This window comes from Herbiconiux sp. J20-20, assembly GCF_057365085.1.
Window position 1 is genome coordinate 741585 of sequence record NZ_CP195122.1, and the last position, 26160, is coordinate 767744.

The window sequence follows — 26160 nt, forward strand, 5'->3', positions numbered from 1 at the left end:
AACTGGTGCGCCGGAACAGACCGCCTGCCCCTGCTGGGCGTCCTCTCCGCGCCCCGCCTGGCGCGGCGATGCTCTGCCAGCTCTGGCGACAACGAACGCGACGACAAGGAGGCGCTCGCAGGGAGCGTGGGCGCGTTCCGACCCGGAACTGGCGGACTCCGAGGGAGCCGGGGCTAGCGAGCCTTGAGAAATCGGTGCCAGCGGGCGAGCGCGCAGACCGGCTAAGAGCCGCGTGCGCCGCCTCCCCTACGCGTTCGCGGGCAGCAGCCCCAACGCCACAGCGCGACGTGTGCGGCCGAGTGCGAACGCCGCGACCGCCGCGCTCAGCGCACCGAACGCAAGCAGCGCCACCGCCATCCCCACGACGACCGACGCCGAGCCGCTCGTGATGATCTGCTGCAGTCCCGTCGTCGCCCAGGTGAGCGGCAGGTAGGGGCTGATCGCGGCGAACGGCGGCGCGAGAGCCTCGGTCGGCACGATGCCCATCGCGGCGAGCTGCACCGCGAGCACGATGAACGAGCCGATCAGACCGGGGCGCCCGAACGCGATCGTCAAGGCGGCGTGGAACGCCGTGAAGGCCACCGCGACGAGCAGCGAGAACACGAGGGTCGCGGGCAGCAGGGCCCACGAGACGCCGGCCACCACGTGCAGCAGCCCCACGAGCAGCGCCGCCTGCGCCGCCGTGACGGCGCTCGCGCGCACCAGCGTCGTCGCCAGCAGGCGGCCCGAGGCGGCCGACGAGCCGAGCATGCCGCGGGTCAGCGGAGCCAGCGCGAGGAAGCTCACAATGGCACCGATCCACAGCGCCAGCGGCACGAGCGGCGTGGCGATCGCCTGCATGGCGCCCTCCACCTCGTTGTCGGTGGCGAGCTCGTAGCCGACCGGGTCGGCGGCGACCGCCGCGAGCGCCTCGGTCGAGCCCTCGTCGCCCACGAACGCCTCGGCGCCCTCGTCGAGCCCGACAGCGAACTCATCCGAGCCGTCGGCCAGCTCGCCGATTCCGTCGGCCAGCTCGTCGGCGCCCGTCGCGAGCGGGGCACCGTTGTCGGCGAGCGTCGTCGCCCCGGAGGCCAGCTCGGAGATGCCGCCCTGGATCCCGGTGACGGCGCTCGACGTGCCCGCGACGAGCTCGCTGCCGCCGTCGGCGGCGTCCTCGAGCAGTGCCGACAGGTAGGCGAGCGTGCCGAGCAGCGTCGGGTTGGTCGGGTCGGACTGCAGCGCCGTCGTGGTCGCCGCGATCTGCTCGGAGAGCTGGGCGACTCCGGCCGTGTACTCCTGCGTGCCCGAGACGAGCGCGTCGAGCTCGCCGGCTCCCGCGTCGAGCTCGCGCGCTCCGCTCGCCAGCGACGCCACGCCGCCCGTGTAGGAGCCGACCCCGTCGGCGAACTCGACCGCCCCGGATGCTGCCTCGGCGGCACCGTCGGCCAGCTGCTGCGCCGCATCCGCCGCCTCGATCAGCGAGTTGCCGACCTCGTCGAACACCCCCACGATGAACTGCTCGGTGATCTCGCTGCCGAAGGCGCGCACCATGCCGTCGCCGAGCGCGGAGGCCACGGCACCGGAGACGTAGGAGTGGGCGTCGTCGGTGCGGATCTCGATCGAGGCCTGCTCGGGGTCGTCGCCGCCGGTCGACAGGATCGCCTCGGAGAAGTCCGCCGGCACCGTGAGGATCGCGTACACCTCGCCCGCCGCGAGCATCTCGGCGGCGTCGGAATCGTTGGTCAGCTGCCAGTCGAGGTCGGCCGGCGAGTCGGAGCCGGTCAGCTCGGTCACCAGCTGCCGACCGGCGAGGATGTACTGCTCCTCGCCGTCGTCACCGGTCTGGATGATCGCCTCATCGTCGTTGACGATCGCGACGGGAACCCGCTCGAGGCCCGCCGCCGGATCGCCGACCGAGGCGAGGAACAGGCCCGCGAAGGCGAGCGGAACGAGAACGACCGCGACGACGGCGGCGACGCGCCACGAGCGGATGCGGCGCGACGCCGACACGGGAACCAGGGCGCTCATCGCGCAACTCCTTCAATCGCGGCAAGGGAAACCGAGGTGATGACGCGGGCCGGCGCGGCGGCGCCGACCACCAGGCCGGGCACGCCGACGATCACCGTCGTCGACACCGGTGCGAGCCGGTCCAGCCCGCGCACGAACGCGACGGCGTCGCCGGGGTCGGCGAAGGGGTCCATCGCGTCGAGGATGACCAGCGGCGCGTCCTCGGCGAGCGCGACCGTCGCGAGGGCGAAGGCACGCTCGAGCTGCGGCAGCTCGGCGAGCGAGGTCGAGGCATCGAGGTCGCCACGGCGCCCGAGCTCGCGCAGCGCCGCGTTGAGGCGCGCGATGCGGGCCTCGGCGGTGTGGTGCGCACGCACCGCGCGGGCGAGCGACCCGGTCACGCGGATCCGCTCCACGAGCAGCGGGCCGAGCTCGGCGGCGACGTCGGCGCGGGCCGGGCCGTCGAGGTCGCTCAGGGCGACGCGGCGCGCAGCGCGGGACGACTCCGAGGGCAGCGGATGCCCGAGCACGTGGGCGCGCCCGGCGACCGGCGGGATGCGACCCGCGATGGTGGCCGCGAGCAGGCGACGCTCGGCGGCATCCACCCGCCCGGTGTCGAGCAGGGCGATCGCGCCGAGCGGCACGGCGAGCCGGAACGGGCCGACGGCGTCGCGCTCGGACCCGATCGTCAGGTCGTCGAGGGCGACGGCCTCGCCATGCGCCATGCGCGCGTGCGCCCAGTCGACCTCCTCGCGGTGCTGCGCAAGGCCCGCCCCTTCGACGTCGAGGTCGGGCAGGATCCGGTCAAGCCAGCGCGGGATCTTCCACGCCCAGCGGCCGGCGAGCGCCATCACCGCGGGCACCAGCGTCATGCGCACCAGGAACGCGTCGGCGGCGATGCCCACGGCGAGGCCGAGCGCGATCACCTTGATGACGTCGCTGCCTTCGGGCACGAACGCGGCAAAGACGAAGAACATGATGAGCGCGGCGGCCGTCACCACGCGCGCCGCGCCGGCGAAGCCTCGCACCACGGAGTCTCGGGCGATGCGGTTCTCCTGACTCGGCGTGAGGTGCCGACCGGCGACCTGATGCACGTACGACTCGCGCATGCCCGAGACCAGGAAGAGCTCGTAGTCCATCGCCAGCCCGAACAGGATCGCCATCAGCAGCACCGGCATGAAGCTCAGAATCGGTCCGGCCTCGGCGTGCAGCAGCTCGGCGCCCCAGCCCCACTGGAACACGGCGACGCTCGCCCCCATGCCGGCGAGCAGCGAGAGCAGATAGCCCGCGGCGGCCTTGATCGGCACCAGGATCGAGCGGAACACCATCGTGAGCAGCACGATCGAGAGTCCGACGACGATGATGCCGAAGGGCAGCAGCGCTGAGTCGAGTCGTTGCGAGATGTCGATCTGCACCGCGGTGGTGCCGGTGACCGAGATCTGGGTGTCGTAGCGCTCCTCCAGCTCGGGCGCGAGGTCGCGGATCGCGTTCACGAGCTCGGTGGTCGCCGCGTCGGCGGGACCGGTCTCGGGAATCACCTGGATGATGCCCGTGTCGAGGGTCTCGTTCGGCACGCCGTCGCTCGTCGAGGCGACGCCGTCGAGCTCGGCGAGTTCGTCAGAGATGTCTTCCAGCTGCTCGAAGATCTCGGTGGTCTGCGTGATGTCGACGGTCACGATGAGGGGGCCGTTGCTGCCCTCGCCGAACTCCTCGGCGATGAGGTCGTAGGCGATGCGCATGTCGCTGCCCTCGGGCTGCTGCGCTCCGGTCGGCAGGGCGAGCTGCAGCGAGAAGGCGGGGATCGCGAGCGTTCCGAGCAGGCCGACGACGGCGAGGATCGCGACAATCGGCGCCTTCACCACGAGAGCGACCCAGCGCTCCCCCAGCGTCGGCTGGTGGTTCGGAACCTCCTCGCCGGAGGACTCCGCGAGCGCGGCGCGAGCCCGTGCGGCGACCCGCGAGCGCGGACGCGGGGCGAGGCGGTTTTTCAGAAGCCCCATCACCGCGGGCAGCAGGGTGAGGGCCGCCAGCATCGCCGTGATGACCGACAGCGCTGCGGCGACGCCCATCACTCCGAGGAACGGGATGCCGACGACCAGCAGCCCGGCGAGCGCGATGACGACGGTGATCGCGGCGAACACGACCGAGCCGCCCGCGGTGGCGACGGAGGTGGCGGCGGACTCCTCCGCATCCATGCCGGTCGCCAGCTGCTGTCGGTGCCGGTTGAGGATGAACAGGGCGTAGTCGATGCCGACCGCGAGCCCGATCATCAGCGCGAGCATCGGCGTGGTGGTGGAGATGGTGGTGAACGCGGCCGTCACGAGCACGGCGCCGAGCGACACCCCGAGCGCGAGGAACGCCGAGAGCAGCGGCAGGCCCGCGGCGACGAACGAGCCGAAGGTGACGATGAGCACGAGCGCGGCGAAGATGACGCCGAAGACCTCGACGATGGTGAGGCCGAAACTGAACGACTCGAAGACGTTGCCGCCGAACGCGATCTCGTAGCCGTCCGCCTGCAGCGACTCGGTCGCGGCGCGAAGCTCGGTGAGCGAGGCGGAGGTGACGTCCTCCATCGAGCTGTCGAACTGCACCTGCACGAGCACGGTGTCACCGTCGGAGCTCACCGCGTCGCTCGCGAAGTCACTGAACGGCGACACCGCCTGGGCGACGCCGTCGATGTCGTTCAGGTCGTCGACGAGGGTCTCGATCTCGTCCGCGGCGACCGTCTCAAGCGAGGCGCCGTCGGCGTCGTGGATCACGATCTGGGCGCTCGCGCCCGCCGTCTGCGGGAACACCGCGGCCAAGAGGTCGATGGCCTCCTGCGATTCGGTGCCGGGGATTTCGTACGAGTCCTGCAGCGTGCCGCCGAGCAGCAGTCCGCCGCCGAGCGCGGCCGCGGTCGCGATCAGCCAGGCGACGATGACGAGGAACGCGCGGCGGTAGGCGAAGCGTCCAAGACGGAAGAGAAGGGTAGCCACAGTGAGGAACTCCGGTCAGCGGGCGGGTCGGGCGATGAGCTCGCCGAGGATGCGGGTCAGAATCGGGCGGAGCTCGTCGGATTCGAGCATGGAGGCCTGGCCGAATCGGCCGGCAGCGGCGAGCAGGAACGCCGCTCCGGCAAGCGCGATGCCGAAGCGCACCTGCTCCTCCATGGAGCCGCCTTGGCGCTCGAAGTGCGCCGCGATCCGTCCGACGAGCGTGTTGGCGCGTTCGATGATCGCGACGTCTTCGAGCGCTTCGGCCTGGTTGACGAAGATGTGCACGCCCAGCCGGTGCTCGAGCAAGAAGTCGACGAACTCGGTGAGGAACGCCCGCCGGGCCGCGGTGGACGTGTCGACGCCTTCGAGCGAGGCGACGATCACCTCCAGCGCGTCGACCGTGGGGGCGAGGGCGGCGCCGAGCAGGGACTCCTTGCTGGCGAAGTGGTACAGCACGCTGGCCTTGGAGACGCCCGCCGCGTCGGCGATGTTCTGCAGCGAGGTGGCGAGGTAGCCGGAGCTCGAGAACTGCTCGAGCGCGATGCGTCGCAGTTCGTCGGAGGTGGCCATGCTTTCGACGGTAATTGACCGATCGGTCAGGTTCTGACCGAACGGTCAGATTGTCGGCGAACGCTCAGACATCCGTCACTTTCCGGACATCTGGAATACGCCGGGGGTGCGCGCGTTGACCTCGAACATGACAACTTTCGGAATCATCGGAGCAGGCCACATCGGCAGCCAGGTCGCCCGGGCACTCATCGGGAACGGCCACCAGGTCGTGATCGCGAACTCGCGAGGGCCTGAGACGCTCACCGAGCTGATCGCCGAGCTCGGACCGAACGCCCGCGCCGCCACCCCCGTCGAGGCAGCCGAGGCGGCGGAGGTCGCCGTGGTGACGGTGCCGCTGAAGGCACTCGCCGACATCCCGGTCGAACCGCTCGCCGGCAAGATCGTGCTCGACACCAACAACTACTACTTCGAGCGCGACGGCCACATCGACGCGCTCGATCGCGGCGAGGCGACCACCTCGGGCCTGCTGCAGGAGCACCTGCCCACCTCGAAGGTGGCGAAGGCCTTCAACAACATCGTGTGGAGCCAGATCACCACCGACGGCAGCCCGGCGGGGACGCCGAACCGTCGCGCACTCGGCACGGCGAGTGACCACCCGGAGGCGAGCGCCTTCACCGCGAAGCTCTACGACGAGCTCGGCTTCGACACCGTCGACCTCGGGCCGCTCAGCGAGTCGTGGCGCCTGGAGCGCGACCGCCCGGGCTACGGCACCCGGCAGACCCGCGAGCAGATGCTCGCCAACACAGCAGCGGCGAACCGCCTCCCCTAGTCGGCCGACGGATCGGGCTGCGCGGCGAGTCTCAGGCGCGCAGCCCGAGCTGCACCAGGGCGAACACGATCGCCCACCACACCAGCAGGCCGCCGAGCAGCCCGAAGGCCATCTCCCGCTTCCACCGCCAGAGCAGCGTCGCCGCGACGGCGGCGATCAGTGCCGGGACCGTGTCGACGAGCGAGATCTCGCCGCGCGGGGCGAGCAGTCCGGGCACGGCGATGGCGCCGAGCACGGCGGGTCCGACGAGCGGCAGGTAGCGCAGCGCGCGGCGCGGCGGTCGCACCTTCTTGGTGACCAGGAACAGCATCCGCGTCAGGTAGGTGACGACCCCGGAGAGCAGGATCGCAAGGCCGTCAAGCATCCGCGATCACCTCCTCGACGCTCGGTGCTGTCGGAGGCGCGCTGCGCGCCAGCACGAGGCCGCCGGCGACGAGGCCCGCGAGCGCTCCGACGATGAGCCCCGCGCCGAACGGCAGCGGCTGCGCGAGCAGCGCGACCACTCCCCCGACGACCGCCGCGACCAGACCGGCGCGATCTTTGATGAGCGGCAGTGCGAGCAGCAGGAACGTCAGCGGAATGGCCAGCTCGAGCGGCACCCAGGCGGGCACCAGCCCACCGAGCAGCACCCCGATGGAGATCAGGCTCGTCCAGCCGACGAGGGCCGTCAGCGCAGCGCCGAAGTAGTAGCCGAGCTGCTCGGCGCGCGCCCCCGCCCCGCCCGGCCGCTCGAAGCGCGAGATCGCGAGCGCGTACACCGGGTCGGCCAGCAGGAACGCCCCGGCGAGGCGCTGCCCGCGGGTCCAATCGGCGAGGTGCGGTTCGAGCGAGGCGCTGTAGAGCAGATGCCGCGCGTTGACGATGAAGACGGTGAAGACGACGAGCGCGATGCCCGCCCCCGAGCCGAGCAGCTGCACGGCGATCAGCTGAGACGCGCCGGCGAAGATGATCGGGCTCGACAGGATCGACCACGCCGGGTCGACCCCGGTCTGCGACATCGCGGCGCCGGCCGCCAGCCCGAAGGGGATGTAGCCGAGCACGATGAGCGCCGCGTCGCGGATGCCGGCGAGCGTCGCCGTGCGGTCACGGGCGCGGTCGGTCAGCGGGGGCTCGGCGGTCACGGGGCGAGTCTGCCAGGTGCGCGCGGCGGGCGCGCGGGCCGCATCCGGATGCGTGGCCGGGATCGGAGAGCACGGCGAGAGCGACGGGGTCTCGATACGCGGCTTCACCGCTACTCGACCGGCGGGCGCGTCCGTGAAATGCTCGAAACCGCACTTCCGCGCATCCAAGGAGCCAGCCATGTTCTCGCGCCGCCGCGCCACGCCCGAATCCGCGTTGACCACACAGGTGGTTCCGAAGGTCGAAAAGCTCTGGACCGACCGACTCGGCGTCGTGAGCACCCGAAGCCTGCAGGTGCTGATCACGATCGCGCTCGCCACGGTCGTCGTGTTCGCGCTCGTGCAGCTGCGAATCGCCGTCATTCCGGTGCTGCTGGCGGTGATCATCGCCGCCGCGTTCAGTCCGCTCGTCATGTGGATGCGGCGCCGCGGCGTGCCCTCGATGCTCGCCGCGTGGATCGCCCTCATCGGCTCGCTGCTCGTGCTCGGGGGCGTCATCACTGCGATCGTGTTCGCGGTGCGCAGCCAGTGGGATTCGCTCTGGGAGCAGGCGCAGTCCGGCTTCGATCAGCTGCTCGAGTGGCTTCAGACACTGCCGCTGCCGCTCGACGAATTCGACTTCGAGGGACTCCAGACCGACGTCATCGACTTCGTCACGAGTTCGCAGTTCGGCACCGGTGCCGTGTCGAGCGCGGTCGCCGTCGGCGAGTTCGTCGCCGGGTTCCTGCTCTTCATCGTCATCCTGTTCTTCTTCCTCAAGGACGGGGATGCGATCTGGCGCTTCCTGATGCGCCCGTTCGACCGTCACGGGCGCGACCGCGGCGAGCGCATCGGCCGCACCGCCGTGACGACCCTCGGCGGCTACGTGCGCGGCACGGCGATCATCGCCGCGGTTGACGCCGTCGCCATCGGCATCGCGCTGGCGATCATGCAGGTGCCGCTCGCGCTGCCGCTCGCCGTCATCGTGTTCGTCGCCGCGTTCGTGCCGATCGTGGGTGCGACGGTCGCCGGCGCACTGGCCGCCCTCGTCGCCCTCGTCGCCAACGGGCCCGTGGTGGCGCTGATCGTGATCATCGTCGTCATCGGCGTCAACCAGCTGGAGGGAAACCTGCTCCAGCCGGTCGTCATGGCGCAGTCCCTCAAGCTGCACCCGCTGGTGATCCTGCTCGCGCTGAGCGCCGGCACCATCCTCGGCGGCATCGTCGGCGCGGTGCTCTCGGTGCCGATCGCTGCGACAGCGTGGGCGATTGTGAAGGTGTGGGATGCGGGCGATGAAGCTTCGCAAATGCGGCGCGAGTGAGCTCGGCGTGGCGATGCTGGCTGCTTTTGCCGTTGTCGCGGCGCTGGTCAGCTTCCTTCTGGTTGCCGCGTCGTTGTACCCCTTGATCCATATCGGCGGGGGCCCCGACACGGCCTGCGCCCTCGGGGTGAACGTGCCGCCGAACGTGCTCGCGAGCAGCCCGGAGACCTACACCTCCGCGGGGCACATCTCGGTTCTGCCTCCAGGTCTCGTCTGCGAGTACGTCTCCGCGGACGGCCTAGCGCACGGGTCATCGCACCCGTCATGGGCGCCGGCGATCCTCATGGCGGCCGCACTTCTGGCGCTGATCGCTGCGCTCATTCTCGCCGCGCGGGCGCGACACACAAGTCGTCTCTGAGCTGCGTTCGGGACAGCCCGTTCGAGTTCACCTGCGACGTGAACTTCGGGTGACCCGGACAGTGGGCCCGCGGGGATGCCGACGCACGCGGGCCGAAAAGGTCTCGGGAAGTCCGGCCAGATCCTCCAGGCTCGCCCGCAGCGGCGACGCGGTGACCTCGCCGCGCTGGCCGTCGAGTGAGCGGTCTTCGATGTAGGCGTCCCAGAACCAGGCCATCGCCTTCGCCGAGAGGAACGGGCCGTTGGCGTAGGTGCGGTAGCTCTCGGTGTCCTGAGCGGCATCCGTCACCGGGTCGTAGAGCGACTGATGCACGAAGGTGACGTCGCCGCGCTGCTTGGCCATGATCGTCAGGGCCGCGCTCATGTCTCCGCCGACGGAGTCGCCGGCGACCGCGAGCCGGCTCACTTCGGGCCCAGCCGGAGCGGTGCGCCCAGGCCTCCGGCGCGCCTGCCGCCCGCGCTCAGCCCGCCAGAGGCTCGTAGCAGTCGTAGGTGGCGAGCTCGATGACCTGCCCGTCGGCGACGCGGGCGAACTGCGCAATGTGCGCGACGAGCTTCTGCCCGGCTGCGAACGGGCCGACCGCCGCGCCGACGACGCCGGTCCAGGTGAGTCGCATCATCGCGCGGTCGCCGAGCTCGAACGACTCGACCTCCTCGTAGGTCTGCGATGCCAGCAGCCCCGCCCCCCGCTCGGAGGCGGCAAGGGTGTCGTCGAGGTCGCGCAGCGCGCCCTGCGGGGCGATCGCGTTGGGGTACTCGCGGATCTTCGCCGACGGGTGCCAGTGCGGGCGCAGCTCCTCACCGGAACGACCGGCTTCGAGACTGCGGTGAAGGGATCTCAGAGCGTCAAGCGGTGTCGTCATATTCACAACCATAGTTGTGCAATGCTGGTTGTCAACCTGCAGGGATGTGGGGATGCCCGCCCTCGAAGTGCTGGCGAGCTCGCCTTTCTCAGTCGATCGCGGATGCCAGCAATGGCGGTGCGCGCCGCGCCACTCTCATCTCCCGCGACGAAGCACTGTTCGCGGCACGCCGTCTGCTCGGTCCATGTCTGAATGACCAGGCGGAGCGAGCAGCGTCCCCGCGGCTATCCCCTGCTCCACAAAAGCGGTCAACGACGAGACGAACGCTCGCGCTGCGGCCGAAAGAACACGGGTCCCCGCCCAATACACGCCGATCGTGCGCCGAGCCTCGTGCTCTTCGATCGGCACGATCGCGAACTCGTCGCCGCGCAGCATCTGTGACGGCAGACGCCCGAGCAATCCAATGCCGAGCCCTGCCGCAACAAGCGCGAATAGCGTCGTCGGCTGCGATACCGTCATGCTCCGCTGGCGGTCGAAGTCGACGCCGGAGAGTATGCCTCGGTACTCGAGCCCGACATGCGGATCAAGGCCCGCCTCCCCGGTCGTGATGATCGACTGCCCGGTGAGTTCGGCGAGCTTCAGCGATCGCGCCGTGGCGAGAGGATGATCTCGAGGAACGAGCGCAACGAACGGGTCATCGATGAGAGACCGGCGCTCGACGCCCGCATGCGTGCGCCCTTCGACGATCGGCCGCACGCACACCTCGATGGTGCGATGCGCCAACGCATCATCCAGCCAACTGTTCGGGCCTTCGTGGATCTCGAACTGCACCTGCTCATGGCCCGCAGCGAACTCGGCGAGCAGCGGGGCGAGGATCTGCGAGCTCACGCTCGGCACACTTCCCAACGACAGGGTGCCGGAAATGCGCCCCGACTCGGAGGCCACGGCTGCCACCGCGGCACTCCACTCGGCGATCGTGGCGCGAGCGTGCGGCAAGAACTGCTCACCTGCCGCAGTCAGCGTCGGCGGGTGGACATCACGGTTCAGCAGCGGCGAGCCGACGGTCTGCTCCAGCGCGGCGACGTGCGCGCTGATCCGAGACTGGGCGCGATGAAGAGAGCGGGCTGCCGCAGAGAAGCCCCCGAGCTCGTACACGGCCACAAAAGACCGGCACCATGCGAGTTCCATCGTTCCCTATGATGCCCGACGTTCGCCGCGTCAGCGCAGATCCCGCGACACGAGTGCGGGTGCGCCGATCTCTCCGTCGAGGATCGGGTCATGCGTTCGCCGCAACTCCTCGTCGAGGCGCGCCGACATCTGTGCCTTCAGATCGGCGAAACGCGCGTCATCGGCCACGTTGGAGAGCTCCCACGGGTCGTCGTCGAGGAGGTACAGCTCCTCGTGCGGGCGCGGTGCCAGGTGCTCGTCGCCGAGCCCTCTGCGCGTGGCGCTCTCCTCCAGGTCAAGCGGCATGGGAAGCCACGGGCCCTCCGCATAGTTGCGAATGTATTTGACCTTGTCGGATCGGATGGCGCGAATCGGGTCGTACCGATCGTGATAGGTCTTCTCAAGAACCAGCTGGCGGTCTTCCGGGTGCTCGGCAGAGGCACGCAGCAACGGCGCAAGGCTGCGCCCCTCCAGACTCGCATCGCCCTCCGCACCCGCCAGCTCGACCGCTGTCGGAACAAGATCGAGGTGACTCACGAGGTCGTCACGACGCCCGGCTGGCACCTTCCAGCTACGTGGAGGACGGGCGATCATCGCGACGCCCACCCCCGAGTCGTACAACGTGCTCTTCGCCCGCGGGAACGCGACCCCGTGGTCGGTCGTGAACACGACGAGCACATCGTCGGCGATCGGCGACGAGTCGATCGCCGCGAGAATGCGCCCGACCGCTTCATCCATCTGGCGAATCGCCCCGTGGAAGTGGCTGATGTCCTCACGAGTGTGCGCGTTGTCGGGAAGGAATCCGGGAACGTCGACCGTCGCCGGGTCTGCCGGCTCGTAATCCTCCGCGGGCCACGGCCGGTGAACTTCCCACAGACCGACCGTCAGCAGCAGCGGAGCGTCTGGCAGGTCCCGACCGAGCCACCACTCGAGGCGCGACGCCACCTCGTGAGCCCGCGGAATGAAGCCAAGACCGTGCACTTCGTCGTAGCCGAGCACACGCGCGTCGAAGTCCTCGTGCTGGAGCCCGATCAGCGCTGAGTGATACCCGGCGTCTCGCATCCGCTCGGGGAGCGTCCGAACACCCGGCCGGTAGGTCCAGCCGGCGTGGGTGAGCCCCATCAGTCCGTTCTGGTGCGGCAGCAGGCCCGTGAAGATGGACGAACGTGCCGGCGTGCACAGCGGCGCGGTCGCGAAGGCACGGTCGAAGACGATCGACTCGTCGGCGAAGCGCTGCAGGTGGGGGCTCGGCACGGAGGACATGCCGTAGCAGGACAACCATCTGCCCAGGTCATGGCAGTGGATCAGAACGATATGCGGGCGAGAGGTCACGGATTCCCTGGCTTTTCTGTACGAGTCGGATGGATGCAGTCGCGGGCGGCCCAGCCGCAAGGCTGAGCCGCCCGGACTCGGGCGTCAGCCCATCGGGTAGCCGGCGTCGGCGACGACCTTGGTCACGGCCTCCTGCAGTTGGCGCATCCCGTCCTCAGGCGAAACGTCGCCCGCGGCGATGCTGCCGATGATGGGCTCCGAGACGTTCAGGAATTCACCGATGAACGCGAACCGGAACACGCCCCGGGCGGTCGGCGCCGAAGCGGCCACGGCGTCGAGGTACTCCTGCGCGTCGGCCGAGATTCCCGGCGCGTCGTAGGCATCGGACCGCGTCGGGATCCCGCCGTTCTCGGCGAAGACCTCCATGCCCTCCTCCGATGTCACCCAGCGCACGAAGTCGAGAGCCGGTCCCTGCCGGTCTTCCGGCAGGTCCGCCGGGATCCCCAGGTTCCACGTCCCGGTTGCCGACGTCGCCTGCGGCAGCGGCGCGAACGCGACCTTGCCGACGACGTTGGAGTTGGCTTCGTCGTTCATCGCAGCGGCTGCAGCGGCGACGACATCGAGCTGAGCCGCGTCGCCGGCCTGCATCGCCGCGATCGCTTCGGCCTGTCCGACCGTCTTCGGGTCGGCGGGGCCCTGTGCGGCGATCTGGCGGAACAGCGTGGCCGCGCGGATGCCTTCCGGGGAGTCGATCGTCGGCGTCCAGTCGGTACCCGGGTCCGCGAACAGTTCAGCTCCCTCGCCGAGGAAGAATCCCATGAAGTCGTACGTGACGCCGGCGGCGCCGGGCACTCCCTGCGTTCGCACCACCGAGCCGTAGCGGGCGAGGCCCGCGTCGATTGCGGCCTGACCGTTGGCGATCGCGTCCTCCCAGCTGCTCGGCTCGCTGAGACCGAGCTCCTCATAGATGTCGGAGCGGTAGACGAGGATCTGCAGGTTTCCCATCAAGGGGATCGATGTCAGCTCGCCGGTGTCCTCGGAGAAGATGCCCGCGGCCGAGTCCCAATACGGAAGTCCGTCGTAGGTGAACACCTCCGCGTCGAGCGCGAAGTCAGGGTCGATGTCGGTCAGCGGCATCAGGAGTCCACCCGCGTTGAACGCTGCCATGTCGACTTCGTTCACCTGGTACACGTCGAACGCGTGATTGCCGGTCTGAGCATCGTTGAGCATCTGAGTCTTGACTTCGTCGTTCGGGAAGGCGCGCACGTCGACAGTGACGCCGGTGGCCTCCTCGTAGGCGTCGATGACGGCGTCATACGCCGGGTTCCACGGCGCCTGGCTGGTGATGATGGTGACGGTTTCGCCCGAGCCGAGCGCGCCACCGCCACCTCCGGTGCATCCGGTCAGTGCCAGCGCGGTGACTCCCGCGACGGCCATGGCGATCTGGTGCCTCTTTCGCATTGATGTGCTCCTTTGCAGGTTGTGGGTGCTAACCCTTGACAGCGCCGGCGGTGAGGCCAGCGACGATGTGGCGGTTGGCGATGATCGCCATCGCGATGATGGGGACTGCGGCAACGGTTCCCGCGGCAGCCATCTCGCCCCAGGTGACCGCATACGGCTGCAGCAGGCCCGCGATGCCGACGGTGACGGGTGCGGTCGAGCCTCCGGAGGTCAGCGTGAGACCCATCATGAATTCGTTCCAGGTCATGATCCCGGTGAAGATGCCCACCGCCGCGAGGCCTGGACGCACGAGCGGGAGCATGATGCGCGCAAAGGTTCCCCACTCGCTCGACCCATCGACCATCGCTGCCTCTCGTAGTTCGTCCGGGATGCCGCGGAAGTACGACGACATCAGCAGCGTCGCGAACGGCGCGTTCAAGAACGCGTTGACGAGGATGAGTCCGGGAATCGATCCCAACAGTCCGAGCTCCCCCAGCAGCACGTAGAAGCCGGGAACGAGAGTCATGGGCGACAGCAGAGGAACGAAGCCCGCGACGATCAGCGCCGGAATCGAGAGCCAACGCGGCGGGTTGAGCCTGCTGAGCGAGTACCCGGACAGAGCACCGAGAACGAGGCAGATGAGCACGGCGCCGAGCGAGATCACGATGCTGTTGAGCACCTGTCGTACGAACGTGTCGTCGGCGAAGAGTGTCTCGAAGTTGCCAAGCCAGAACGGGAATTGCCAGTCGCTGGCCACGATCGCCCGGTTCGGCAGGAACGCGAGAACGACGGTCCATGCGATCGGCAGCGTGGTGGCGACCAGTGTCGCGCCGAGCGCGATCTCGACTCCGAGCGCGCCGCGGGCGCGGGTGGTGCGGGCGCGCATCACGCCTCCTTCCGTGAACGGATGAACAAGAACACGCCGAGCACCATCGCCGTGGCGAGCACCACGACGAGGCTGAACGCCGAGGCCTCGCCGAGCAGGAGCCGATCGAAGAACAGACTCTTGATGTGCTGCGACACGAGTGTGGTGGCGCCGTCGGGGCCGCCGCGAGTCAGCAGATACATCTCGTCGAACGCTTTGACGCCCATGATGATGCGCACCAGAACGACCGCAGCCATGGCGGGAGCCAGCGCCGGCAGGATGACGTGGCGGATTACGCGACGCTCATTCGCGCCGTCGACTCGCGCTGCTTCGAGCGTCGACGTGTCGATGGCTTTGAGTGCCGTGTAGAGGAAGAGGAAAACAACCGGGGTCCAGTGCCACACGTCGACCACGACGATGCTGGCGAACGCGCCGGGCCCGCTGCCGAGCCAGCCCTGCTCGGGGAGGCCCACGGAACGGAAGAGTTTGTTGAGCCCACCGGCGGTCGGGCTCAGAATGAGCAGCCACATGAGGCTGACGACAACGGGGGCAACCACCGCCGGCCAGATCAGGACGTTTCGCGCGACCGGCAGCAGCGTCACCGCGCGGTCCACGAGCAGCGCAAGGCCGAGACCGACCAGCAGCGACAGAATCACGGTGGCGGCGATGAACGCGACGGTGTTGCCGAGAGCCTGCCACGCGGCCGCTTCCTCGAACGCCTTGACGAAGTTCTGCGGGAGGTTCCACTCCCAGGTGAACTGTCCCCCTCGGATCTCGACGGCGCTGGCCGCCATGCGCCCGACCTGTCCGAGCGGGTAGGCGGCGAAGACGATGCCGAAGAGAGCGAAGGGCAGGAGGGCGACGGTTGCGAACCCTCGATTGCGCCACCAGCCTCCGCGTCCGGGGGCGCGCCCTCGGGTGCCGCTCGATCGCATCGCGACGTTCGTCATCAACAACCTCACTGTCGTTTCCGTCGGCCAAGTTCTGACCATGGGCAACGCTAAGGCGGGTGAAGCGATCTGTCCAATGCGTAGTTGGGAACGTGCCTATCCGAAATTCGGATGGTTCGATGAGGCCACGGAGGAGGCAGCGCACGGATCTGCGAGACCGTGGACGACGCGTGCGGGCCGACAGAGCCGGGGGACGCCGGGCTACTCGTCGGCAGCCGTTACCGCGAGCGCGGTTCCTCACCGGATCGACCGGCTTCGGCGCACCGGCCAGGAGCACTCCGAGCGCAAGGCCGTGGCCGCGCAGATCACAAATCAAGTTGTGCAATTGAGGTTGTCAACCTGCGATGCTGTGGGGATGCCCTCCCTCGACCCCGCCGACCTCGATCTGCCGACGATCGCCGCCCTCGCCGCCGAGGCCGCCAACGCGCACCTGCTCGACCAGCTGCGCGCCTCCGGCTTCACCGGGGTGCGCGCGGCGCACGGCTACCTCCTGCAGGCGCTCGTCGACGAGCGCCCGAGCGTCGGCGAGCTCGCCGCCCGCCTCGGCGTCACACAGCAGGCGATCTCAAAGACCGTTACCGAGCTGGAATCGCTCGGCATCGCCCACCGCGAAGCGGATGCCCGCGACAGCCGCGTGCGCCGCGTCGCCCTCACCGCGCACGGCGAAGCTCTGCTTGAGGCCTCCCGCCGGATCCGTCGAGACCTGGAGGCCCGAGTCGCCGCCGAGGTGGGAGACCTGGCCGCAGCCAAGCGCGCGCTCGGCGCATTGCTGGAGGCGGCGGGCGGAGTCGAAGCGGTGCGGCAGCGGCGGGTGCGGCCGGCGGATGGGGAGCTGTAGCGGGACAGGGCGCACCGTTGCGGCTCAAGGAGTCCACGTCGGCTGCCGAACGCCAAGTCCGTCGACGCCAGACCGTCAACTAACCGTCGCGAAGCGCGTTGGCGACGTGGCGTTCCCGTCACCATGGCGCACGCGTGATGGCTCGCCGAGGCCCCGGTGAGCAGTTCTTCGAGAGCGCGCGGTCGGCGCGCCGGCCCACCGACCTGCAGGAACACGCCTGGCGCCAATCTGCCCGCCACAACCTCGTGGTTCCGCCGACGCAGTCGGAGTCCCATCACGAGGGCCGCACACGCATCGAGATTGCGCGGGGGGTGACCTCTACCCCTCGCCATTGGGCGTCACGGTGACTACTTCGGCGAGCAGTACTAAAGGACACGGCAAAAGCTAGTGCGCCCGAGAACGACATCCCAGATATTCTGAGGAACCATCCGGAACCCACGCGGATGCGTTGTCCGCACGCGAAAGCCGAAGTCGAGTTGCCACCCATCCAAGAAGCCATCAGCGATCTGCGAAGTCGATTCCCCGAGTTGGCGCGGCAGGTCGCCAAGGGGAGAGTCGTCTTCTGGGTCGGTTCAGGGATTTCGACCGGCGCGACGCCTCGACTCGCAACGGTCATAAAAATCATCCTCGCGGGGCTCCACGAACGGATCAAGGAGCACGACTCGACCGACGAGCACTACGTCGCACTTCGCCAAATCCTTGAGCGTTGCGTGACATTCGAGCTCGATCGATTCGACGGTTCGCCGAGCAGTTGGACCGCTCGCGACTGGACAGAAGCCGAGGTCAAGAGCGTAGTTCAGGAGTACTCGCAGATACTGGGCACCCGCGTCGGGCGTCGCGAACCCGACTACCTACTCTGGGAGGTGCTCGACGTTCGCGCACAGTACGAGAACCCATCGCTGAAGCCAAAGCTCGATCACGAACTGTTAGCTCTCCTCGCCGAAGAAGGGGTGCTGCGCGATATCGTAACGACCAACTGGGACGCGCTTCTGGAGCACGCTGCGGAGACTATTTCTGAGATTGCCGCGCCAATCGGAATCCGGACCCGAGACGAGCACTTGTTGGAGCCCGCCAACACGTCGCTCTACAAGATCCACGGGTGTGCTCGACTCGCCACTCAAGACGCGGCGTTCCGCAGTGATTTGGTCGCAACCAAGCCGCAGATCGACTCGTGGGCGAGTGAACCGTCACGTCGACAGCTAGTGAACACGACGGGCCTTCTAGCCGCCACCCGCAGAGCGATCGTGTTGGGGCTTTCTGCCCAGGACCACAACATTAGAGAGAGGTTCGCGCGAGCCGACGGCGAGTTAACTTGGACGTGGGATCCGGGCAACCAGGCAATGATTGTCATGGACAGAAACCTAGGCGCAGACCACGAGGTTCTACTCACGCACGAGTACAGGCTTGGGGCATCGTCATCTCCCGACATTCAGGCCGTCTTCGAGTCATCTCAGTTTCCGTTTTACGCCGATCCCGGGGTCGGCGCGCTATACCTCGAAGTGGTCAGGATCAAGCTGACCGCCCTCGCTGGCTTTTCCCGTTCATCCTCCGCGACGGGTCTTGACTGGCTTTTCGAAAGCGTCGCGAATATGGTCGATTCGGACTCTAGGCAGCTCCTTGAATGGGCAGTCGACTGGTTGGCGCAACTTGGCGCGGCACACTCGGGCAGCAAGCTTGTCCTGGGCAAATACCGGGCACTATCAGAATCGACTCTTGACGCCATTGAGGCGGCGGGTCCCGCCAGACACGACCGGGCAAGTCAGCTTTCGACCGCGCTTTCGCTCATCGGTGCCGCTTCCGCTGGGCGCGACATTGAGGTCGACTGGTCCAATCGGCACTCAGCGAACGGCATCCCGAAGCTTCGACTGCACCGTGCCGCGCTCAAGCGCGACCTCGTGTTCGTCGGGGACTCGGCTCTTGCTGAGGACGCAATTTGGGCGGCGATCGAAGGCAACTCGAAGCACTCCATCGCAGTCTTGGTGCACACCACAGGCTCCCGCCCGAATCGGGCACAGCGGAGTCCGAGCCGCGCCCCCGGCCGCCGCGCTAACTCGTCGATGAACCACCTTGAAATATGGGTCTCGGAGTTGCTCAACCATGCCGACCCCGTCGACGCGACTCGGGAGGCAATGGCACTGTGAACAAACCCTTGAATCCGCGCCTCGCCTTGGTTGACAGGCTGCTGACAGGCGCCGGGTACACGCGGCTCGATGAAATCGCCATCGCAGGAGGGAACGCCCGATTCGACAGGGCGTACTACGCCCGAAACCAGGGGGCGATCGTCCTGGTCCAAGACGGGTCGCAGACGATTGACGAGATGCACCGATTCATTTGGAAAGTCGAGCAACTGGCTCGCCTGCTCGACCTGTCGACGTCAGGCGTCGGCATCTCGGTCGTCCTCGTGAGCCCAGACATCGAGTTCAACAGCGACGCAGTCAAGCTCTCGGAGTTTGCACGCACTCTCCTGGTCGACGCTACCGAGGAGCGAGATGTCCAAGTGCAGCTCGGGCCGCTGTTGCCTCTTGCCATCCCGCCGTCTTCCAAGATGGCAGAAGACGAGTCGCTCGCACAATTACGCGAGTCCGCCCTCCAACTGGGATTGGCGCCGTTGGTCGAGGCTGCAGGGCGAGGTGCGGCAGCTGTCGAGGAGTCGATGTTCAGTCTCTTGGAGCATTCCCTGCGAAGGTGGAACGAGTGAGCAGGCCCCTGAAGTCAATCCGTGTCTCAAATTTCCGTAGCGTCTTAGGGGATGTTGCGCTAGATCTCGACGCCGACATTGTGTTGTTGCACGGTCTCAACGGCGTTGGCAAGACGAGCATAATTTCAGCGTTAGAGCTCGCCCTCACTGGACAGAGCCAACTGGGCCAGCCAAGTCAGTCAGCTGATCAGGCCGAACTCGTTCATTTCCTCGCCTCCGAAGGCGAAGTGGAGCTACACGCGTCTTTCGACGGCTTGTCGCGTCACGCGAGGCTCAAGTTCGGTGCCAACCACCGTGCTTCGAGCGCGCCAATACTTGAGGGCGCTGAATCCGAGGAGGCGTTCGAGCGCTCCATACTGAGCCAAACGCTACTTGGGCGATTTCTGGATGACTCGGCTCCGGACGGGATCGCGCAGGACGGCGCGCCATTGGTGAGGTTCGTCAAGAGCCTTGTCGGGGTCGACCGACTCGACGCCGTCGTCGAAGGAACCGATAAAGCCCGTGACGTTCGCAACATGCGCAAAGGTAGTCCTATCTGGCAAGCGCTTGAGAGCGATTCTCAACGGCTGACCAAGCGGCTCACCGAGACGCGTGCCTTGTTGGCGAACGCGTCTGTTCGACGAGACGCACTGCTCAGAAGGGTATCGACGCCCATTGGCAGTCGCGTCGAAGTCGAGTCGCGAGCGACGCAAGCAGCAGACAACCTAGACCGGCTAAGGGCATTTGAGTCTCGCCTCGGTGCTGTGGCGCTTCAGCTACCCGCTGCACAGGACGGTGCGAAGAACATCACCGCCGCCGAAGACGCTGCATTCACCGCCACCGCGACTTTTGAGCGCATGTGGCGTGAGCATGCAACTCAAGTTCTAGAAGCAGCGGCGCATGCCCACACCCTCGGTTTCTCGTCGGCCGGGCCAACACCAGCCGAAGTATTGGCCGACTTCGACCGGATGCTCGATGCGACTTCCGCGGAACTCGCAAGGGCCGAGTCTCGGGAACGTGAGCGCTCCGAGCTATCGTCGCAGATGTCGTCGATCACGAGCGAGCTGGCTGCCATCGCGACTGCACAAGAGCACAAACGCTCTGAGTTGGAAAAGCTCCAACGCGAAAGCACAGGGTCCGACTTGGAGCATGCGCTCTCCGGCGCGCTGGTTCTTAGACCGCGCGGCTCTTGCCCTGTATGCGAACAACCTTTCCCTGGAGACCTTTCGGCGCATCTCCGCCAACGACTGCACACGTTCCAAGCTACAACCGCCGTGCTTTCTCAGCTCGCGGCCGCGCAGTCCGACCTGACCGAGCGCCAATCCCGGAAGTCCGCTGAGATGATTCAGGTCGCCGAGCGTCTTAGCGCGATGCCCGCTGACAGCGAGGAACGCATTGGCCGTCTCCGTGACGCGCACCACCTGCTGCGCCGTTTGGCACCGACGGTTGCAGACCTCAAGACGGCCCAGGCACACATGGATGAGCTCGAAGGTGAGGCCCTACGAGTGAAGGCCCGCGCCGCAATGATCGGCGAGTTGCGGTCTGAAGTTGAGCTCATCGACGCGAACCTCTTTCGTGAGAGCCCGCGCGCGTCCATCGCGATCGACATCAGCGAGCACGTAGCGGCCCTTCGCGAGGATCTCACGAAGCAGATTGAACTTGAGGCGAAACGCCAGCGGGAGGCCAACGAAGACCTTCAGCTCCTCGCCGAAGCGGATCTCGTGAGCCGCGAAGTGTCGAGGCTCGAAGAAACCCTGGCGGCCGACACGAACGCGCAGGCATTGACGGACGAGTTTCTGCGGTCCGCCAAGTCGTTCAAGAACAAGGCCAGTCAGTTGAGGAATGAAGCCGCGTCACTTCGCTCGGACATGATCACTCGCGTGTTCGATAAGGCGCTGAATGAGACGTGGGGAGCGCTGTTCCAACGGCTCGCGCCAACTGAACCGTTCGTCCCAATGTTCGAGAAGATCGGCAGCGAGGGAAGGAAGTTCGGCATACGGGTGACAACAAGAGGCCCGAAGGGGTCAGTGCCGGGCAGCCCATCTAGAGTCTTGAGCTACGGGAACGCGAACTCGGCTGCACTTTCACTTTTCATCGCTCTCAACTTTGCCTCAAGCACCGCACCGCCATTGATTGTCCTCGACGATCCAGTTCAGTCCATGGATGATCTCCATGTCTCGAACTTCGCGGCGCTCATTCGGCAAATAGCCTTCACGCACAGGCGGCAGGTCCTGATTGCCGTCCATGACCGGGCCTTGTTTGATTATCTCCGCCTAGAGTTGGGGCCACACACTCAGCACGAAATAACTCACGCGTACTCCCTCGAACAGCACCGGTCGCGGACTGTCGCTCTCCCGGAACACCCCTCGCGCCTAGAGACGGGTGGGGTGTTCGATGCATCCAGGATCGCCCCACCGAAGTAACTACCCCGCGCATCGCGCCCGGCACCCGGCGTTGCCAAGTGCGCTCATTCAGTCGGCTCGCACGAGCACGATGTGCCTGCGCTAGGCCCGGATGGAGCGGCACGGGGTTGCGATATGCCGGTTCGAACCAACAATGTGCCCACCACACGGCGAGTCGCGCTCGGCGAAACCGCCACACACGCGTGGACCAGAGCGTCCGCAATCCCTACTGGCGACGTAGACGCTGGCAACGGTGCCTGCTCGATGGACCCGACAGATGACGCTTCCGCAACTCGCTACTGCCCCGCGCGCTCCAGCACGAGCTCGCGCACGCGAGCCGCGTCGGCCTGGCCGCGCATCGCCTTCATGACGGCGCCGATGACGGCACCGGCGGCCTGCACCTTGCCGTCGCGGATCTTCTCCAGCACGTCGGGCTGGGCGGCTAGCGCCTCGTCGATCGCGGCGATCAGCGGGCCGTCATCCGAGACGACCTTCAGACCGCGCTTCTCCACCACCTCGGCGGGAGTCCCCTCCCCCGCGATGACGCCCTCGATCACCTGACGCGCGAGCTTGTCGTTCACGACGCCCTCATCGACCAGCGCCACCACGCCCGCCACCTGGGTGGGCGAGATCAGGGATGCCGGCTCGGCATCCGCCGCATTGGCAAGACGGGCGATCTCGCCCGTCCACCACTTGCGGGCCTGCGCCGGGGACGCGCCCGCGGCGACCGTCTCCTCCACCTCGACCAGGAGGCCTGCGTTGTAGACGTCCTGGAACTCGAGATGCGTGAACCCCCACGAGTCGCGCAGACGGCGACGCTTCGCGGCCGGCGGCTCGGGCAGTGCGGCGCGCAGGCTCTCGATCAGTTCGGCGGACGGCTCCACCGGCAGCAGATCCGGCTCCGGGAAGTAGCGGTAGTCATCCGCGTCGCTCTTCGGGCGCCCCGCGCTCGTCGTGCCGGTGTCCTCGTGCCAGTGGCGGGTCTCCTGCGTGATCGTGCCGCCCTTGGCGAGAATCGCCGCCTGACGCTGGATCTCGTAGCGCACCGCGCGCTCCACCGAACGGAACGAATTCACGTTCTTCGTCTCGGTGCGGGTGCCGAGCTTCTCCTGACCGCGCGGGCGCAGGCTCACGTTGGCGTCGCAGCGCAGGTTGCCGCGCTCCATGCGCGCCTCGCTGATGCCGAGGCCGCGCACGATGTCGCGGATCGTCGACACGTATGCCTTGCCCACCTCGGGCGCGCGGTGCTCGGCGCCGAAGATCGGCTTCGTCACGATCTCCACCAGCGGCACGCCGGCCCGGTTGTAGTCGACGAGCGAGTACTCGGCACCCTGGATGCGTCCGGTGCTGCCGCCCATGTGGGTCAGCTTGCCGGCGTCCTCCTCCATGTGCGCGCGCTCGATCGGGATGGTGAAGACGGTGCCGTCCTCCAGCTCGATCTCGACGCTGCCCTCCATCGCGATCGGCTCGTCGTACTGGCTGATCTGGTAGTTCTTCGCCAGGTCGGGGTAGAAGTAGTTCTTGCGGCTGAACGTGGAACGCGGCGCGATCTCGCAGCCGAGCGCCAGCCCCAGGCTGATCGAATACTCGACCGCCGTCTGGTTCACCACCGGCAGGCTGCCCGGAAGCCCCAGGTCGACCGGCGTGATGTACGTGTTCGGGGTCTCGTCGTGGCTGTCGCGACCGGCGGCGGCCGGGTTCGGCGCATCCGAGAACATCTTCGTCTGAGTACCGAGCTCGACATGCACCTCGAAGCCGAGCACCGGCTCGAACATCTCGAGAGCTTTGTCGTAGTCCATGAGGTCGGGCTTGGCCATGACCCCAGTCTATTTGGCGCGGGTGCTCCAGATTGCCGCGGCGATGAGCACCGGCTGAAACGGCAGCCGCGCCAGGCGCTTCGCATCCGTGTCGAGGGTGAAGCCGTCACGGCGGTTCGCCCACTGCGAGATGTTGCCGGGGAAGATCGCCACGAAGAACGCCGCCACCGCCGCCCCCACCCACGGGCGGGCCTTCGCGGGCGCGACCACGAGCGCGCTGCCGAGCGCGATCTCGGCCACCCCGGATGCCACCACGGTCGTGTCGGGGTCGAGCGGAACCCACGGCGGCACCTGCGCCTGGAACTCGCGACGGGCGAAGGTCAGATGCGCAACGCCCGCGAAGGCGAGGGCGGAGCCGAGCAGGATGCGGGTGGTGGTGCGAGCGGCGGTCATGTTCCCATCATCGGGATGCGGCTGGGCGGGGGCTGGATGACGCGGGGGTGGATCACGCGGGGGCTGGAGGGCGCGGCGGCTACGCTTCCGATGGACGACCTCACCTCGACCGCCCGCCGCACAGGAGTTCCGCGTGACCGACCCGTCGCATCCCGACGCCGCCGCGCGCTCGCTGCGCGCCGTGCGCGCCTTGGCCGCGTTGCCGAAGGCGCACACGCACCTGCACCTCGACGGCGGCTACCCGCTGGCGGCCGTGCAGCGGCTCGCGCGGGCGCAGGGCGGCTCGTTCGAGCGGCCCGCGCGGTTCCGCGACGCGGGCGAATTCTTCACCGCTTACGGCACCGTGCCCGCCCTCGTGCGCGACCTCGACGATCTCGCCGAGCTCTGCGTCGCCCTCGTGCACGCCGAAGCGCAGGCCGGGGTGCTCTACCTCGAACCGTCGATCGAGCCGCAGCTCTACAGCCCGCGGCTCGGCGACCTCGACACCGTCACCCGCACCATCGTCGACGCGCTGCAGCGCGGGGCCGCCGAGACCGGCATCGAGGTGGGCGCCAACCTGACCGTCAACACCGGGCTGGAGGCAGGGCTCGCCGAAGAGCTCGCCCGGCTCGCCGCCCGGTTCGTCGGCGCCGGGATCACCGCATTCGGCACCGCCGGACCGGACGACCCGACCGGCCCGCACCGCTTCGAGCGCGCCGCCCGCATCGCGCGGGATGCGGGACTTCAGGTGGTCATCCACGCCGGGCAGACCGGCGGCCCCATCGACGGGCCGGCGAGCGTTCGGGCGGCCCTCGACGTTCTCGGCGCCACCCGGATCTCGCACGGCGTGCACGCCATCCACGACCCCGACCTGCTCGCCCGGCTCGCTGCCGAGGGCATCGTGTGCGACATCTGTCCCGCCTCCAACGTCGCCCTCGGCGTCACCGCATCGCTCCAAACTCACCCCGCGCCCGCGATGCTCGCCGCGGGCGTGCCGATCACCCTCAACGCCGACGACCCGCTCTGGTTCGGCGCCGACATCACCGCCCAGTACGAAATCGCGCGCCGGGTGTGGGGCATCGACGACGCGGGGATTGCGGCGATCGCGCGGAACGGGTTGCGGGTGCCGTCGCTCTGTGCGCCGGTGCGGGCGCGGTTCGAGGCTGCGCTTGAGGAGTGGATCGGTTCGGTGCCGGGCGGGTCAGTGCCGGGCGCCTCGGTGGCGGATGCCTCGGCGCCGGACGCTCCGCCGGACGCCCCTCCCACTAGCGTCGAGGCATGACCGTCAGCTGGGCCGGGATCGCCGCCGACTACGACCGCTCATTCGGTTTGATGTGCGCGGGCGCGGTGCCGGCGCTGCTGGATGCAGTGGGGATGCCTGCGGCTCGCGGGGACGCTCTCCTCGACGCGGGATGCGGCACCGGCGTCGCCGCCGCCGAAGCCGTCGCTCGCGGCTGGCAGGTCACCGGCGTGGATGTCGAACAGAGCATGGTGTCGTTCGCGCGGGAGCGGGTGCCCGGGGCGCGGTTCGAGGTGGGTGAGCTGGCGCGGCTCCCGTACGGGGATGAAACGTTCGCCGCGGTGGTGGCGAACTTCGCGGTGAACCATGTGGGGCATCCGGATCGATGTCTCGCGGAGCTGCGGCGGGTGGCCAGGCCTGGCGCGCCGATCGCGGTCACGGTGTGGCCATGGCAGCCGACCGAGCTGAACCAGCTGTGGGCGGCGATCATCGACGAGACCGGCACGAAGCCTGAGGGCGGGTTCGTGATGCCGGAGGCGAGCGACTTCGCGCGCACCGAAGACGGGGTGTCGGGGCTGCTCGCGGCCAGCGGGTTCGCGGTGCGGGAAGCGCGGCGGGTGTCGTGGGAGTTCACCGTTTCGGCGGACGACCTGTGGGCAGGCGTCGCGGCGGGCCTCGGCACGATCGGGCAGGCGTACGCGGCGACGACGGATGCGGGGCGCGCGGCGATCGAGCTTGCGTATCGGGAGCGGGTGGCGGGTCTCGGGCCGGTGCTGCGGTATCCGGTCGAGGCGGTGCTCGTGGCGGGGGTGCGGCGTAGGTTGCGGCGGGGGTTGCGGCGGGGTTGCGGCAACACTTGACATCGGGGCGGCATCCTGGTTGGTTAGTTACTGTACTAATTAACCCACTGACTAGGAGATGTCATGTCCACCACCCACACCACCGCGAACACGACCGCCGCTGCCTCCGTGAAGGACCTGCCCTGGTACGCCGTTCCCGGCATCCTCGCGATCCTCATGCTCAGCTCCGGAGGCTTCTTCCTGATGCTCGCGCAGGGAATCGCGATCATGTCAGGCACGAACTACTGAGGCGCCCGACCGGCCACGGCGAGCCCACCGTCCGGGTCGCACCTCGCCCCACCTCTCGCACAGCACCCCGCTCGCCGATCGGCGGTCGGGGTGCCGTGCATTGCGACCGTCGACTCCTCCACAGGCTCGGTTTCGCGAAGAACTTGTACTA

General features: G+C 68.1%; 24 protein-coding genes. 10 read left to right on the plus strand and 14 right to left on the minus strand.

All coding sequences use genetic code 11. The features are described 5' to 3' along the window. Window positions 1-246 precede the first annotated feature (246 nt). The 3 genes from ACR3ZA_RS03640 to ACR3ZA_RS03650 are packed head-to-tail and all read right to left on the minus strand — an operon-like array spanning window position 247 to window position 5534. The gene (locus ACR3ZA_RS03640) at window positions 247-2007 is read right to left on the minus strand and encodes a YhgE/Pip family protein (protein ID WP_473660252.1); all 1761 of its coding nucleotides are present in this window, start codon (window positions 2005-2007) and stop codon (window positions 247-249) included. Then, on the minus strand, window positions 2004-4964 hold the full coding sequence (locus tag ACR3ZA_RS03645) for an MMPL family transporter (RefSeq protein WP_473660253.1): 2961 nt from the start codon (window positions 4962-4964) through the stop codon (window positions 2004-2006). The genes ACR3ZA_RS03640 and ACR3ZA_RS03645 overlap by 4 nt, the downstream gene beginning before the upstream one ends. A gap of 15 nt (window positions 4965-4979) precedes the next feature. Continuing rightward, window positions 4980-5534, minus strand: coding sequence for a TetR family transcriptional regulator (locus tag ACR3ZA_RS03650; protein WP_473660256.1), 555 nt, complete (start codon window positions 5532-5534; stop codon window positions 4980-4982). A gap of 127 nt (window positions 5535-5661) precedes the next feature. On the opposite strand from ACR3ZA_RS03650, the gene ACR3ZA_RS03655 reads away from it, so the two are divergent. After that, entirely contained in the window at window positions 5662-6303 is a 642-nt protein-coding gene (locus ACR3ZA_RS03655) for an NAD(P)-binding domain-containing protein (RefSeq protein WP_473660258.1), read from the plus strand. A gap of 31 nt (window positions 6304-6334) precedes the next feature. Here ACR3ZA_RS03655 and ACR3ZA_RS03660 read toward each other — a convergent pair whose 3' ends face one another. Both ACR3ZA_RS03660 and ACR3ZA_RS03665 read right to left on the minus strand, forming a co-directional pair. Then, window positions 6335-6667 carry an AzlD domain-containing protein gene (locus tag ACR3ZA_RS03660; RefSeq protein ID WP_473660260.1) on the minus strand — a complete coding sequence of 111 codons (333 nt, stop codon included), beginning with the start codon at window positions 6665-6667 and terminating at the stop codon, window positions 6335-6337. Further along, window positions 6660-7424 (minus strand): AzlC family ABC transporter permease, encoded by a 765-nt coding sequence (locus ACR3ZA_RS03665; RefSeq protein ID WP_473660262.1) that lies wholly within the window; start codon window positions 7422-7424, stop codon window positions 6660-6662. The genes ACR3ZA_RS03660 and ACR3ZA_RS03665 overlap by 8 nt, the downstream gene beginning before the upstream one ends. A 178-nt stretch (window positions 7425-7602) precedes the next feature. Between ACR3ZA_RS03665 and ACR3ZA_RS03670 the strand changes: the two genes are divergently transcribed. Beyond that, complete coding sequence (locus ACR3ZA_RS03670) at window positions 7603-8721, plus strand: AI-2E family transporter (RefSeq protein WP_473660264.1); 1119 nt, start codon at window positions 7603-7605, stop codon at window positions 8719-8721. Then, on the plus strand, window positions 8684-9079 hold the full coding sequence (locus tag ACR3ZA_RS03675) for a hypothetical protein (protein ID WP_473660266.1): 396 nt from the start codon (window positions 8684-8686) through the stop codon (window positions 9077-9079). Before ACR3ZA_RS03670 ends, ACR3ZA_RS03675 begins: the two co-directional genes overlap by 38 nt. A 27-nt stretch (window positions 9080-9106) precedes the next feature. Here ACR3ZA_RS03675 and ACR3ZA_RS03680 read toward each other — a convergent pair whose 3' ends face one another. From ACR3ZA_RS03680 to ACR3ZA_RS03710, 7 genes are all read right to left on the minus strand, one after another. After that, window positions 9107-9442: an alpha/beta hydrolase fold domain-containing protein gene (locus tag ACR3ZA_RS03680; protein ID WP_473660268.1), complete on the minus strand. Its 336-nt coding sequence runs from the start codon at window positions 9440-9442 to the stop codon at window positions 9107-9109. A gap of 97 nt (window positions 9443-9539) precedes the next feature. Then, on the minus strand, window positions 9540-9941 hold the full coding sequence (locus ACR3ZA_RS03685; RefSeq protein ID WP_473660270.1) for a hypothetical protein: 402 nt from the start codon (window positions 9939-9941) through the stop codon (window positions 9540-9542). 135 nt (window positions 9942-10076) lie between these two features. Next, window positions 10077-11069 carry a LysR substrate-binding domain-containing protein gene (locus ACR3ZA_RS03690; RefSeq protein ID WP_473660272.1) on the minus strand — a complete coding sequence of 331 codons (993 nt, stop codon included), beginning with the start codon at window positions 11067-11069 and terminating at the stop codon, window positions 10077-10079. A gap of 30 nt (window positions 11070-11099) precedes the next feature. Further along, window positions 11100-12311: a sulfatase-like hydrolase/transferase gene (locus ACR3ZA_RS03695; protein ID WP_473660274.1), complete on the minus strand. Its 1212-nt coding sequence runs from the start codon at window positions 12309-12311 to the stop codon at window positions 11100-11102. A 153-nt stretch (window positions 12312-12464) separates the two neighbouring features. Beyond that, window positions 12465-13781, minus strand: a complete 1317-nt coding sequence (locus ACR3ZA_RS03700; RefSeq protein WP_473660276.1) for an extracellular solute-binding protein — start codon at window positions 13779-13781, stop codon at window positions 12465-12467. Between the two features lie 28 nt (window positions 13782-13809). Further along, window positions 13810-14646: an ABC transporter permease subunit gene (locus tag ACR3ZA_RS03705; RefSeq protein WP_473660278.1), complete on the minus strand. Its 837-nt coding sequence runs from the start codon at window positions 14644-14646 to the stop codon at window positions 13810-13812. Next, window positions 14646-15575 (minus strand): ABC transporter permease subunit, encoded by a 930-nt coding sequence (locus tag ACR3ZA_RS03710; RefSeq protein WP_473660280.1) that lies wholly within the window; start codon window positions 15573-15575, stop codon window positions 14646-14648. The genes ACR3ZA_RS03705 and ACR3ZA_RS03710 overlap by 1 nt, the downstream gene beginning before the upstream one ends. Before the next feature lie 355 nt (window positions 15576-15930). Here ACR3ZA_RS03710 and ACR3ZA_RS03715 point away from each other — a divergent pair, with 355 nt between their 5' ends. From ACR3ZA_RS03715 to ACR3ZA_RS03730, 4 genes are all read left to right on the plus strand, one after another. Then, on the plus strand, window positions 15931-16413 hold the full coding sequence (locus ACR3ZA_RS03715; protein WP_473660281.1) for a MarR family transcriptional regulator: 483 nt from the start codon (window positions 15931-15933) through the stop codon (window positions 16411-16413). 527 nt (window positions 16414-16940) lie between these two features. After that, window positions 16941-18554, plus strand: coding sequence for an SIR2 family protein (locus ACR3ZA_RS03720; protein WP_473660283.1), 1614 nt, complete (start codon window positions 16941-16943; stop codon window positions 18552-18554). After that, complete coding sequence (locus ACR3ZA_RS03725; RefSeq protein ID WP_473660285.1) at window positions 18551-19111, plus strand: hypothetical protein; 561 nt, start codon at window positions 18551-18553, stop codon at window positions 19109-19111. Before ACR3ZA_RS03720 ends, ACR3ZA_RS03725 begins: the two co-directional genes overlap by 4 nt. Beyond that, window positions 19108-21513 carry an AAA family ATPase gene (locus ACR3ZA_RS03730; protein ID WP_473660287.1) on the plus strand — a complete coding sequence of 802 codons (2406 nt, stop codon included), beginning with the start codon at window positions 19108-19110 and terminating at the stop codon, window positions 21511-21513. The genes ACR3ZA_RS03725 and ACR3ZA_RS03730 overlap by 4 nt, the downstream gene beginning before the upstream one ends. Before the next feature lie 275 nt (window positions 21514-21788). Here ACR3ZA_RS03730 and gatB read toward each other — a convergent pair whose 3' ends face one another. Both gatB and ACR3ZA_RS03740 read right to left on the minus strand, forming a co-directional pair. Next, window positions 21789-23309, minus strand: coding sequence for an Asp-tRNA(Asn)/Glu-tRNA(Gln) amidotransferase subunit GatB (gene gatB / locus ACR3ZA_RS03735; protein ID WP_473660289.1), 1521 nt, complete (start codon window positions 23307-23309; stop codon window positions 21789-21791). Window positions 23310-23318: 9 nt separating this feature from the next. Continuing rightward, window positions 23319-23702 (minus strand): DoxX family protein, encoded by a 384-nt coding sequence (locus ACR3ZA_RS03740; protein ID WP_473660291.1) that lies wholly within the window; start codon window positions 23700-23702, stop codon window positions 23319-23321. Window positions 23703-23835: 133 nt separating this feature from the next. On the opposite strand from ACR3ZA_RS03740, the gene add reads away from it, so the two are divergent. The 3 genes from add (at window position 23836) to ACR3ZA_RS03755 (ending at window position 26009) form a co-directional block, all read left to right on the plus strand. Next, window positions 23836-24963, plus strand: a complete 1128-nt coding sequence (gene add, locus ACR3ZA_RS03745) for an adenosine deaminase (protein WP_473660293.1) — start codon at window positions 23836-23838, stop codon at window positions 24961-24963. Further along, window positions 24960-25781 carry a methyltransferase domain-containing protein gene (locus ACR3ZA_RS03750; protein WP_473660295.1) on the plus strand — a complete coding sequence of 274 codons (822 nt, stop codon included), beginning with the start codon at window positions 24960-24962 and terminating at the stop codon, window positions 25779-25781. The genes add and ACR3ZA_RS03750 overlap by 4 nt, the downstream gene beginning before the upstream one ends. 63 nt (window positions 25782-25844) lie before the next feature. Further along, window positions 25845-26009, plus strand: coding sequence for a hypothetical protein (locus tag ACR3ZA_RS03755; protein ID WP_473660297.1), 165 nt, complete (start codon window positions 25845-25847; stop codon window positions 26007-26009). Window positions 26010-26160 lie beyond the last annotated feature (151 nt).